We start from the raw sequence: 13,072 nt of genomic DNA, 5'->3' as shown, positions 1-13,072 counted from the left end.
AAACCGCTGCGTGTAAAAGGTGAATGATGTTTTCCGTTGATCAGCTTCTCGATACCTACTGGCCAGGTCATCAACCGGCAAACTGGCAGAAAAGCGCCCTGAAATGGGCCGTTCGCGAACATGAATTCCAGGCGTTTGCCGCCCGCTATCGTCACCTGAAAGGCGTGGATATGGTGGAGCAGGTACTGGAGCATCTTGATGTGCGCTGTGAACTGAGCGAGCGCGATTTGGAGCAGATACCCACGCGTGGCCCGGTGGTGATTGTTGCCAACCATCCGCTCGGTGCGCTGGATGGTTTAGCATTGCTGGCGGCGGTTTCGCAGGTGCGACGCGATGTGAAAATTGTCGCCAACCGCATGTTGATGATGCTGGAGCCGATCAACAACATGATGTTGCCGGTGGATAACATGGGCAACCGTACCAGCCGCGAACAGCTAACGCGCATGCAGCAGCATCTCGATAATCAGGGCGTGCTGATTATCTTCCCGGCGGGTGAAGTGTCGCGCCTTTCCAGCCGAGGCGTGCGCGATCGTCACTGGCATCACAGCTTCTTACGCCTCGCGGCCCGCGCTCGCGCGCCCATCGTGCCGGTGCACGTGGTGGGGCGCAACAGCCTGGCATTTTACGCCGCCGCAAAAATTGCCTCGCCGCTCGCGCTACTGATGCTGGTACGCGAAATGTTTCGTCAGCGCGGTTCGCGCATTAAGTTACACATCGGCGAACAGATCCCGTTTGCCAACTGGCATGATGGCCACACGCCGGGCAAAGAGCTGGCGAAGCGGCTGCGCAAACATCTGTATCGCATTGGTCAGGGACGACGCGGCTTGTTTCAGACCGAAGCGGCGATTGCGCGGCCGGAAGATCGCGCCGAACTGAAAAAAGCGTTGATGGAGAGCGAGCGACTCGGCACGCTGCCGGATGGCAAGCAGATCTACCTGTGGCGACGCAACGGTGCCAGCTGGGTGCCGCTGCTGCGTGAGCTCGGGCGCTTACGGGAAGTGGCATTCCGCGCGGTGGGTGAGGGCAGCGGGCGGCGTCGCGACCTCGATAAATACGATGACGATTACTATCATCTGATTCTGTGGGACGACGATGCGCTGGAGATCGTCGGCGCCTATCGCTTTATTCCGGGCGCCGAGCAGCTGGAGCGTCGTGGGCTGGAAGGCATCTACAGCGACAGCCTGTTCCACTACGACGAGCGCATGTTGCCGATCATCAACCAAGGTCTGGAGCTGGGCCGCAGTTTTATTCAGCCTGCCTATTGGGGCAAACGCGGCCTCGATTATCTGTGGATGGGCATTGGTGCCTACATCGCTAAATATCCCGAAACCCGCTACTTATTTGGTCCGGTCTCGATCTCGGGCGGCATGCCGCTGGCGGCGCGCGATCTGCTGGTGGCGTTCTATCGTCTCTATTTCCCTACCGAACTGCCGCTGGCGACTTCACGCCGCCCTTATCCAGCCTCGTTACCGGAAGTGCTGGCGCAGTTCACCGGCGATAACTACAGCGAAGATTTACGCCGGTTGAAACATCTGCTGGCGAATCTCGGCACCGCCATTCCCACGCTCTACAAGCAATATTCCGAGGTGTGCGAGCCGGGCGGCGTGCAGTTTATCGATTTCGGCAGCGATCCCGATTTCAATAACTGTATTGATGGCTTAGTGCTGGTGGATCTCACGCGGGTGAAGCCCGCGCGCTATGAGCGTTATATCGGCATGCATCTGTGAATCGCGTCATGCCGCTTAGTTAAGCACGGAGCGGCTTTCGTTCGCCTTGAACCTGGGCAGTTGCAGCACTTCGGTGCGGCGACCGAGCAGAGGACGCCTGGCCGCGCCCTCTGCACTCCCGGGCCTTGCGCCAGCCCAACCCGCCGCTTCGCGGTGCCTTCACTCATTCACGATTCCTGACGGACCGGCGGCGATTCGCTCCTGCTCAGCGCCGCCTCTCGCCGCATCCCTGCGGCTCGCCCTGGAATCTCTCATTCGTTCAGCGGGTTAGGATGTCGCCCCCACACCCTCGCTGCAGCAGTGGTGCGTATTCTTAACTCAAAATCGCTATGAATCCCCTGGGATTGCCATTCATGGCAACCAGATGCGCATAAATGCAGACTCTCGAAAAACCAAGCCAGGCATTCTGATACTGCTGGATGCTTAGCGGGCGATACCCCTGCGATGTCAGCGCGCTGCTTATCAGACAAGCATTACGCCATTTAGGGCGACCAGCTTCAATGTCATGGAATCGTCATCACAGTGTCGTAGGGTCTTAGCCGGACGGTTAGCGAAAGGCCAGAAACATGGCATCAATCACACTGCGCGGGCTGCGCAAATCCTTTGCGGCGCAGCCGGTATTGCAAGACATCTCACTGCAGATTGCGCAGGGGGAATTTATCGCCGTATTGGGCCCGTCGGGCTGTGGCAAAACCACCTTGCTGCGCCTGCTGGCCGGTTTTGAAACCGCCGATGCCGGAGAGATCCACGTGGGCGAACGCTGCTTCGCTGCGCCGGGCGTGCATCTGCCGCCGGAAGATCGTCAGCTTGGCGTGGTGTTCCAGAGCTACGCACTGTGGCCGCATATGACGGTGGCGGAAAATGTTTCCTACAGCCTGAAAGTGAACGGCGTCGCGCGTGCCGAGCGCGAGCGCCGCACGCAGCAGGCGCTGGAGCTGGTGGGATTGGAAGCGTTCGCCGCCCGTCGTCCCGCCGATCTCTCCGGCGGTCAGCGTCAGCGCGTGGCGCTGGCGCGCTGTTTAGTGGCGCAACCGACCTTAGTTCTGCTCGATGAGCCGCTCGCCAACCTCGATGTCCACCTGCGCGCCACCATGGAAGAGGAGTTCCGCCGCTTCCATCATCACAGTCACGCCACCTTGCTCTACATCACCCACGATCAGCATGAAGCGATGGCGCTGGCCGATCGCATCGTGGTGATGGATGCCGGCCGTGTGATGCAGTTCGCCACGCCGCAAACGCTGTGGCGCGAACCGGCAAACGCCATGGTCGCGCGCTTTATTGACGACGGCAAAGTGCTGCCGATCAGCGATATCGAACCGCTCGGCGAGGGCCGCGCTTATGCCACCCTGTGCGGTATGCGCGTGTCGTTACGCTGCGCGCCGCATCAGCGCCCGCAGCCGCAGGCGCAAGCCAGTTTTCACGCAGTGGATTTCCACTTAGCCGCGCCGGGCGAACCACAGTTTGCCGCGCGCGTGCAGCGGGTGATCTATCGCGGCGGCCACTATCAGCTCAACGTGACGCCGCTGGCCGCGCCCGAATGCAGCATCACGCTGCTGCTGGCCGATCAGCCTTTACCCGTTGTCGACGCCACCGTGGGTGTGGCGCTGCGTGACGGCTGGATTCTTCCTTCTTAATCTTCTAAACCTTCAGGGAAATGCTATGCGTACGATGTTCAACGTGTTGATGTTAGCCAGTGGATTCGTAATCTCTGCCGCCAGCTTTGCCGACGAGGCGCCAGCAGGGAAATTGGTGGTTTATACCTCGCAGGCACCCGAAATTGCCCAGCAAACCATGGATGCGTTTAAAGCCGCCTATCCCAATGTGCAGGTCGAGTGGACGCGCAACGGCACCACGCAGTTAATGAACGTGCTGCGCACCGAAATGATGAGCGGCGAAGCCAAGCCGGATGTGCTGCTGATTGCCGACGCCATCAACCTCGGCGCGCTGAAAAACGAAAACCATCTCTACAGCTACAGCGATGCGCCGCTTAGCCACATCAATCCATCGTTTTACGACAAAGACAAAACCTTCTTCGGCACCAAAATCATCGCCACGGTAATTGCCTACAACACCCAGCATGCGCAGCCGATTGATAGCTGGAACGCGCTGGCGGTGGAAGCCAACAAAGGGCAGATTGCGGTACCAAGCCCGCTTTACTCCGGCGCGGCGCTCTACAAGCTGCACACCGATATCAACACGCCATCGATTGGCTGGAGCTTCTACAAAAAGTTGGCGGCCATCGGCATCGCGCCGCAGGGCGGCAACGGCCCGGCGCTGAAGGCGGTCGCCAGCGGGCTGGATAAGTACGGCATCATCACCGACGCCGACGTGATTCTGGCGAAGAAAAAGGGTTCACCGGTGGATCTGGTCTATCCCAAAGAGGGCGTGTCGTATGTCACCGAACCGGTTGCCATCATGAAAACCGCGCACAACCTGCCGGCCGCCAAAGCCTTCGTTAACTTTATGCTTTCCGAGCCAGGCCAGAAGCTGGTGGTCGAGCAGGGCAACCGTCCGGTGGATGATCGCGTCTCAGCACCGGCAGGTTTCACGCCGATCAATAAAATCAAGCTGCTGTCGCCGGACGTGGCGAAAGCGATCAAAGAAGATGCGGCAGTGCGCGATCGGTTCAGCGCGCTGTTTGGTGGCTAAGCATGAGCGTGTTGAGCAACGAATGGCGCAATGTGACGCGCAAAGCGCCGCGCGTTAACAGCGAACGGCTGATTCTGGCGCTGCTGGTGCTGCTGATTGGTTTGCTGTCGGTGGCGCCGCTGATGCGGTTGGTGTGGACCGCCATTGCGCCCAGCGGCGTGCCGGATATCGCACGCTTAACGCGCCTGCTGGCGAGCGATCGCGTGTTGATCGCCAGCGGCAATACGTTGCTCATCGCGCTCAGTTCTACTTTGATTTCCGTGGTGCTCGGCACCGCCGCTGCGTGGCTGGTGGCGCTTAGCGATCTGCGCGCCAAAACCGCGTGGGTGTTTGCGTTTATCCTGCCGCTGATGATTCCGCCGCAGGTGACGGCGCTGGCCTGGCTGCAGGCGCTGGCTCCGAGCAGTCCGCTGGCGCTGCTGTTTGCCACGCTTGAGTTGCCGTGGTTTGCGCCCGGCGAGCAGCCGCTCTACTCCTTAACCGGCATTGTGCTGCTGCTTGGCACGCACAATGCGCCGTTGGTGTTCCTCACCGTGCGCGCCGGTTTGCGCCGTTTGCCCGCCGATTTGGTGGAAGCGGCGCAGGCCAGCGGTGCGTCACGCGCGCGTATCCTGTTCACCATTGTGCTGCCGCTGGCGCGACCGGCGATTTTTGCCGGTGCCGCGCTGACCTTCGTTGCGGCGGCGGGCAACTTCGGTATTCAGGCGATGCTGGGGATTCCGGCACGCGTGCCAACGCTGATCACGCTGGTGTATCAGCAGTTGAATGGCATTGGTGCGAGCGCGCTGCCAAACACCGCGGTGTATGCGTTATTGATTGCGGTGATTACGCTGGCGGGCATGGCGGCCAGCGCCTGGTTGGGCGGACGCCATGATGTGCGCGTCAACGGTGCACCGCGCCTGTGGCAGCAATCGCTGGGGCGCGGGCGTATGGCGGTTGAGGGCGTCGCCTGGCTGTGGATGGCGCTGACCTTGCTGTTGCCGCTCAGCGCGCTATTGATCACCGCGCTCACCAGCGGTTTTGGCCAGGCGCTGAGCTGGCAAACGCTGACGCTGGAGAACTTCTGCGCCGCGTTGTGGGGTTATCCGGCGGTGCGACAGGCGTTTCTCACCAGCCTCGGATTGACCACGCTGGCGGCGCTGATTTTAACGGTTTGCGCGCTGTTTCTCGCCTATTTCCTCAGCTGGCGGCGAACCAAATTAGTGCGCGGTTTGTGGCTGGCGAGTGAACTGACTTACGCGCTGCCGGGCATTGTCACCGGCGTAGCGGCGATGCTGTTCTTCCTGCGTCCGCTGCCGATCGTCAATGTCTCGCTGTATGGCACGGTGTGGATCATCCTTGCCGCCTATCTGGCGAACTTCCTCGCGCTGGTGCTGCGCCCAACGCTGGCCGGATTCGCCCAGCTGGAACCGGCATTAGATGAAGCGGCACGTTTGTGCGGCGCCGGTTTTCTGCGCCGCATGCGCGACATCTTATTGCCACTGGCGGCACCGTCGGCGCTGGCGGGCAGCGTGCTGGTGTTTCTCACCGCGCTGAATGAAATCCAGGTTTCGGTGCTGCTGGTCACCTCGCAAACGCAAACCATCGGACCGACCATCGTATTCCTTGATGAAGGCGGATCCGCGTCGCTGGCGGCGGCGGTGGGCTGCCTGATGATTGTGGTGGTTTGCTTATTAATGGCGCTCGCCACACGCCTGACGCAACGCCTGCCGCACGGCATTTTGCCGTGGCAAGCGTAACGCCAGCCTGCCGTCAACGTATGATGATTTGTGAAGTATCCTACTGAACATTTTCTCGCCACTGCCGATAACTTACCTACCAACATTTGTCTGCGGATGAATAGCGCTTGTCAGCGCTGCGTATTTGCGCTTAAGTCTGCATGATAATTAAGAATTTTCTTAAGTTTTCAACGATACCAGCCCAGCAATAGGCGAATAACAATGAATAATAACTCTGACGTCATGTACCGACTTTTGGTACAGAGCGTGGTGGATTACGCCATTTACATGCTCAAACCCGATGGCACGGTGGCGAACTGGAATAGCGGCGCGCAGCGCGCCAAAGGTTACACGCCCGATGAAATCGTAGGGAAGAATTTTGCGCTGTTCTACAGCGAAGACGATCGTAAAAACGGCGCGCCACAGCGCGGACTGGCGACCGCGACAGCAACCGGGCGCTTTGAAACCGAAGGCTGGCGTTACCGTAAAGATGGCAGCGCGTTTTGGGCGCATGTGGTGATCGACGCTATCCGCGATGAGTTTGGTGAGCTGCTGGGTTTTGCCAAAATCACCCGTGACTGCACCGAGCAGCAAGAGCAGCAGCGCAAACAGCGCGAGCAGGAACAGCGCTTTCGCATGCTGGTGGAAGGCGTCAGTGATTACGCCATCTATATGCTCGACTTGGACGGCAACGTGGAAAACTGGAACGTAGGCGCACAGCGCGCGAAAGGCTACGTTGCCGAAGAGATTGTTGGACAGCACTTCTCACGCTTCTACAGCGCCCAGGATCGTAAAAACCATATCCCGGAAAAAAATCTCACCACCGCCTTCAAAACCGGTCGTTTCGAAGATGAAGGCTACCGGTACCGCAAAGATGGCAGCGCGTTTTGGGCACATGTCATCATTGACGCGATTCGTGATGATGCCGGCAAGCTGATTGGCTACGCCAAAATCACCCGCGACTGCACCGAACAACAGGCGCTGCTGCGTAAACAACACGAGCAGGAGAAGAACTTCCGTCTGCTGGTGGAAGGCGTGCGCGATTACGCCATCTATATGCTGGATGTGCAGGGCCGCGTGGTGAACTGGAACAACGGTGCACAGCGCGCCAAAGGTTATCTGGCTGACGAGATTGTCGGTCAGCACTTCTCGGTGTTTTACAGTTCAGCGGAACGTCATGCCAATGCGCCCGAAGCTAACCTCGGCATTGCGTTGAAAACCGGGCGTTTTGAAGATGAAGGCTGGCGCTACCGCAAAGATGGCTCGGCATTTTGGGCCCACGTTGTTATCGAAGCGATTCATGATGAAAGCGGCAAACTGATCGGTTTCGCCAAAATTACCCGCGATATCACCGAACGGCGTGAGAACGAGCAGCAGCTGCTGCGCGCACGGGATCTGGCGCAGTCGCAGAGCGCGAAAATGTCGGAGCTGTCGGGTTTTCTCGACACCATCATCAGCAATATTCCCTCGTGCGTGATCGTTGAAGATGCCATCAGCCGTGAAATCCTGATGGTGAATGACAAAGCCGAGCAGCTGTTTGGCATTAATAAAGCGCTGATCATGCATAAGCGCCCGCACGAATGTATGTCGGCGGAGCTGGGGGATTACTTCAACAGCCTGGCGGATGTGGCGCTGCGCAGCGAAGGCATTCACTCGCGCGAACAGCTGCTGCTGACGGCGGGCGGCGAGCGCATTCTGCATACGCGCGCCACCACCATTAGCGGCAAAGATATGCGTCAGAACTACGTGATGCTGATTGTTGAGGATGTGACCGACCAGCGTGAAGCCGATGCGCGCATTCGTCACATGGCACATCACGACAATCTCACCAGCCTGCCGAACCGCGTGCTGTTCCGCCAGAAGCTGAGTGAAGCGCTGCGCGTCGACAGTCAGAACCACCAGGTCAGCGCCACGCTGTGTCTCGATCTTGATAACTTCAAAAACGTCAACGATGCACTCGGCCACCAGATTGGTGATGACCTGCTGCGCGTGGTCGCAAAACGCCTGCGCAGCGCGCTGCGCGATCACGATACGCTGGCGCGCATTGGCGGCGATGAGTTTGCCATCGTGTTACCCAATGTTCGTGCTGCCGATGAAGCGGCGGTGGTGGCGCAGCGGCTGATCGAGGCGATTCGTCCGCCGATCAACGTTGAAGGGCATAATCTGTCGGTGGGCTTGAGCGTTGGCATCGCGCTCACCTCGCAGGCCACCAACACGCCGGAGCATATGCTGCGCTGCGCCGATATGGCGCTGTACGAAGCCAAACGTAATGGCCGCAATCGCTTCGAACACTTCACCATTGAGATGGACAATCAGGCGCGCAGCCGTCGCGTGATTGAGAACGATCTGCGTGATGCGATTTCTGGTCGTCAGCTTAAGCTTTACTATCAGCCGATTACCAACGAGCAGGGCATCATCGGCTATGAAGCGCTGATGCGCTGGCATCACCCGATCAAAGGGCTGATCATGCCGAACGATTTCATCCCGATCGCTGAAGAGACCGGTTTGATTCACATGCTCGGCGCCTATGCGCTGTATGAAGCCTGCCGCGAAGCGCAGAGCTGGAACACCGAACAATCGGTGTCGGTGAACCTGTCGCCGCTGCAGTTTAAAAACAGCTCGCTGGTGTCGGTGGTGGAAGGTGCGCTGCGGGAATCCGGGCTGGCGCCGCATCGGCTGGAAGTGGAGATCACCGAATCAGTGCTGCTGGACGACACGCTCGGTAATATCCGCACCTTGCAGAGTTTGAAAACGCTTGGCGTGCAGATTGCGCTGGATGATTTCGGCACCGGCTACTCATCGCTCAGTTATCTGCGTTCATTCCCGTTCGACAAAATCAAAATCGATAAGTCGTTTATCAACGATATGGGCGACAGCCGCGAGGCGCTGGCGATTATCCGCGCCATTACCGGCATGAGCCGCAGCCTCGATATTCAAATTACCGCTGAAGGCGTGGAGAACGGCGAGCAGTTTGCGAAGCTGCGCGAAGAGGGGTGTACGCTATTCCAGGGCTATTTCTTTGGCCGTCCGCAGCCGTCGGAGTTGCGGTTGAAAGAGTTGGAATAGGCATAAAAAAACGCCCGACATGTCGGGCGTTCTCAATTTTTGCTGTGTGTAATCTTTATTATTATGCGCCGTGGCCGTCGACGGACATGTGGCCGAGATCTTTGTCCACCAGGAACAGGCCTTCGCCTTTGTTGCCGACCATCGCCAGTTTATCCAGCACGGTTTTGAACAGCTTCTCTTCTTCATGCTGCTCGGCAACGTACCACTGCAGGAAGTTGAAGGTTGAGTAATCCTGGGTGGTTAAGGCGGTGTGCACCAGCTCGTTGATTTTTTTGGTAATCAGCTGCTCATGCTTCAGCGCTTCTTCCAGCACGTCGTTCAGTGAAGTCCAGCTAATCGCTGGCGCCGCAATGCTGCCCAGTACCGGCAAAGCGCCGGCATCGCTGACGTAATCGAACAGCTTCTGCATGTGCTGCATCTCTTCGCGAGAATGCATTTTCAGGAATGAAGCGGCACCTTCATAGCCTTTATCGCTGCACCAGGCACTCATCTGCAGATAGAGGTTGGCAGAGAAGAATTCGAGGTTCAGTTGGTCGTTTAAACGCGAGGTCATTTCAGCAGTTAACATGGCTGAGTCCTTTTTAATTTGTCAGGTGAAGTACGGCGAATTATGCATCAATCTATACTTTTTTGTGAAGGGTTTTTCGCAAAAAGGTTGAATTTATCTTATTGATTGTAAATGGAATTATTCCACATGTTGAATGCGAGGAGTTCTCATTTTTGACTAATTTTCATTCACGCTGGATTGATTATAGCTGCGCATCGGGCGATGCTGAGGCTTGCCTTTACTTGTCAGGAGCTTAGCGGTGTCGAACGTCTTAGAGCATTACCATTTTCTGCATGAAATTCCCGAACTGGGTTTTCAGGAATTCAAGACCTCTGCTTATATTGCCGATCAGCTGGAGAGCGCCGGAATTAAGGTGACGCGCGGCATCAATAACACCACCGGCATGGTGGCGGAAATCGACAGCGGCGTGCCCGGTCCGGTGCTGGCGCTGCGTGCGGATATGGATGCGCTCGGCCATATCATTGATGGCGTAGCCTGTGCGCGTCACACCTGCGGCCACGATGGCCATTCGTCGGTGGTGCTGACGGCAGCGCAAGAGCTGATGAAAGAGGGCGCGATCAAGAAAGGGCGGCTCAAGCTGCTGTTCCAGCCGGCGGAAGAGCTCGGTGCGGGTGCGCTGGCGATGATTGAGGGCGGCGCGCTGGAGGATGTGGAGATGATTCTCGGCTTCCATGTGCGTCCGCTGGAAGAGTGTCATGTGGGACAGGCGACGCCAGCGGTGATTTACTCTGCCTGCAGCACGCTGGAAGCCACCATCAAAGGTGCACCGGCGCATGCGGCGCGTCCGCATTTGGGCGTCAACGCGCTGGATGCGGCGGTGCAAGCGGTACAGGCCGTCAACGCCATCCATCTGCCGCCGGGTTTGACCTGGAGCGTGAAAGCTACACGCTTTCTGTGCGATGCGGGCGTGACCAACTCGGTGCCGGATGAGGCGCGCGTGGTGTGGGATCTGCGTTCGCAGGAAAACGCGCCAATGGCGGTGCTGAAAGAGAAAGTCACGCTGGCGATTCAGCACAGCGTGGCGGCGCTGGGTGCTACAGCGGACGTGGTGGTGCTAAAAGAGATGCCGGCGGCAGAAATTCATGAGGAAGCCACGGCGGTGATTCGCGCGGCGATTATCGACGTGCTGGGCGAAGCCGGTTTGCTGGATACCAAAACCACGCCGGGCAGCGAAGATTTCTTCTATTACCCGGTGAAAAACCCGCAGGTTAAAGCCGGTTTCTGGGGATTGGGAACCAATCTGGTGCCGGGTTTACATCATCCTGAGATGCGCTTTGAGCTGAGCTCGCTGGAGATTGGCGTGAAGATCTTCAAGGCGGCAGTGGTGCGGGTGTTGGGGTGATTAGAGGGTCAGGGTGAGGGCTATTAGGGCACCGATTCCCCCTTTCTGCGAAATATTGTATGCTATGCCGCCTCAATGCTGACGGGATTCAGGACTGCCGCCAATGTAGATCGCACACCTCTTGCTGTGAACCGACGCCACTGCGTCGCCATTGGCCGCGTTATCCTGCGGAATGACCTCGAAACGATTTATTCGCAGCGCGCTGTCCGCGTGTTGCCCTTGAAGAAGAATTCACTCAATGTCTAATGCCTCCTTTTTAGAAGAAGTGGCGCGCCGCCGTACCTTTGCGATCATCTCGCATCCGGACGCCGGTAAAACCACAATCACCGAAAAAGTGCTGCTGTTCGGACAGGCGATTCAAACCGCCGGTACCGTCAAAGGCCGCGGCTCCAACCAGCATGCGAAATCGGACTGGATGGAGATGGAGAAACAACGTGGTATATCCATTACCACCTCGGTGATGCAGTTCCCGTATCGCGACAGCCTCGTGAACCTGCTGGATACGCCAGGACACGAAGACTTCTCTGAAGATACTTACCGTACGCTGACGGCGGTTGACTGCTGTTTGATGGTGATCGACGCCGCGAAAGGTGTTGAAGATCGCACCCGCAAGCTGATGGAAGTCACGCGCCTGCGCGATACGCCAATCATCACCTTTATGAACAAACTCGACCGTGACATCCGCGATCCCATGGAGCTGCTGGATGAAGTGGAGAGTGAGCTGAAAATCGCCTGCGCACCTATTACCTGGCCGATTGGCTGCGGCAAGTTGTTCAAAGGGGTTTATCACCTCTACAACGACGAAACTTACCTGTATCAAACCGGTAAGGGCCACACCATTCAGGAAGTGCGCATTGTTAAGGGGCTGGCGAATCCAGAACTGGATGCCGCAGTAGGCGAAGATCTGGCACAGCAGCTGCGCGATGAGCTGGAGCTGGTGCAGGGCGCTTCGCACGAGTTCGATCAGGAGCTGTTCCTGAGTGGCAAAATCACGCCGGTGTTCTTCGGCACCGCGCTGGGTAACTTCGGCGTTGATCATATGCTGGATGGCCTGGTTAGCTGGGCGCCGCGTCCAATGCCGCGCAACACCGACGCGCGTTTGGTGGAAGCAAAGGAAGAGAAATTTAGCGGCTTCGTGTTTAAGATCCAGGCAAACATGGACCCGAAGCACCGCGACCGCGTCGCCTTTATGCGTGTGGTATCCGGCAAGTACGAAAAAGGCATGAAGCTGCGTCAGGTGCGTACCGGTAAAGATGTGGTGATTTCCGATGCACTGACCTTTATGGCCGGCGACCGTTCGCACGTAGAAGAAGCCTATCCGGGCGACATCATTGGTCTGCACAACCACGGCACCATTCAGATTGGCGACACCTTTACGCAGGGTGAAAACATGAAGTTCACCGGCATTCCGAACTTCGCGCCAGAGCTGTTCCGCCGTATCCGTCTGCGCGATCCGCTGAAGCAGAAACAGCTGCTGAAAGGGCTGGTTCAGCTGTCGGAAGAGGGCGCGGTGCAGGTGTTCCGTCCGGTGCACAACAACGATTTGATCGTGGGCGCGGTCGGTGTGCTGCAGTTCGAAGTGGTGGTGGCGCGCCTGAAAAGCGAATATAACGTTGAAGCGATCTACGAAGCCATCAATGTCTCAACCGCTCGCTGGGTTGAGTGTGATGATGCGAAGAAATTCGACGATTTCCAGCGCAAAAACGAAGTGAACCTGGCGCTTGATGGCGGTGATAACCTCACGTATATCGCGCCAACCATGGTGAACCTCAACATCACTCAGGAACGCTATCCTGACGTGAGATTCCGCAAAACGCGCGAGCACTAATCGCCGCTACCAGCAGGGCCTGTGATTTTCACTGGCCCTGTTTTGTTTGTTACAGACTCCTCCTAATTCCGCTGTTTTTTTCTCTTTTTGGCGATATATCAACCACAAGAGCCAGCAAAAGCTGTAATCCCTACTACTATTATCCTGTCGGACGAGAAAAGAGACCTTTCGGGT

The 13,072-nt window shown here is 57.6% G+C and carries 8 protein-coding genes; 7 read left to right on the top strand and 1 reads right to left on the bottom strand.

The genetic code is table 11. From position 1 onward, the window contains the following. The first annotated feature begins 26 nt into the window (after nt 1-26). The 5 genes from olsF to ACYAC5_RS16260 all read left to right on the top strand — a co-directional run bounded on the left by olsF (nt 27) and on the right by ACYAC5_RS16260 (nt 9,160). On the top strand, nt 27-1,727 hold the full coding sequence (olsF, locus tag ACYAC5_RS16280) for a bifunctional ornithine lipid synthase OlsF (protein WP_101761816.1): 1,701 nt from the start codon (nt 27-29) through the stop codon (nt 1,725-1,727). A 566-nt stretch (nt 1,728-2,293) separates the two neighbouring features. Next, nucleotides 2,294-3,361, top strand: coding sequence for an ABC transporter ATP-binding protein (locus tag ACYAC5_RS16275; RefSeq protein WP_192412107.1), 1,068 nt, complete (start codon nt 2,294-2,296; stop codon nt 3,359-3,361). Nucleotides 3,362-3,395: 34 nt separating this feature from the next. Continuing rightward, nucleotides 3,396-4,376, top strand: coding sequence for an ABC transporter substrate-binding protein (locus ACYAC5_RS16270; protein WP_370445570.1), 981 nt, complete (start codon nt 3,396-3,398; stop codon nt 4,374-4,376). 2 nt (nt 4,377-4,378) lie between these two features. Next, a complete protein-coding gene (locus tag ACYAC5_RS16265; RefSeq protein ID WP_462062024.1) occupies nt 4,379-6,115 on the top strand; it encodes an ABC transporter permease in 1,737 nt (578 codons plus the stop codon). 201 nt (nt 6,116-6,316) lie between these two features. Next, nucleotides 6,317-9,160 (top strand): bifunctional diguanylate cyclase/phosphodiesterase, encoded by a 2,844-nt coding sequence (locus tag ACYAC5_RS16260; RefSeq protein WP_192412104.1) that lies wholly within the window; start codon nt 6,317-6,319, stop codon nt 9,158-9,160. 61 nt (nt 9,161-9,221) lie between these two features. Here the strand turns inward: ACYAC5_RS16260 and ftnA are convergent, their stop codons facing one another. After that, nucleotides 9,222-9,728: a non-heme ferritin gene (gene ftnA, locus ACYAC5_RS16255; protein ID WP_101761821.1), complete on the bottom strand. Its 507-nt coding sequence runs from the start codon at nt 9,726-9,728 to the stop codon at nt 9,222-9,224. A gap of 238 nt (nt 9,729-9,966) precedes the next feature. Between ftnA and ACYAC5_RS16250 the strand changes: the two genes are divergently transcribed. Next, nucleotides 9,967-11,070, top strand: coding sequence for an amidohydrolase (locus ACYAC5_RS16250; protein ID WP_192236319.1), 1,104 nt, complete (start codon nt 9,967-9,969; stop codon nt 11,068-11,070). Nucleotides 11,071-11,308: 238 nt separating this feature from the next. Continuing rightward, on the top strand, nt 11,309-12,898 hold the full coding sequence (gene prfC / locus ACYAC5_RS16245; protein ID WP_192412102.1) for a peptide chain release factor 3: 1,590 nt from the start codon (nt 11,309-11,311) through the stop codon (nt 12,896-12,898). Nucleotides 12,899-13,072: the final 174 nt, after the last annotated feature.

This window comes from Pantoea sp. y20 (assembly GCF_054903455.1).
This window is presented reverse-complemented; position numbering and strand designations above follow the sequence as displayed.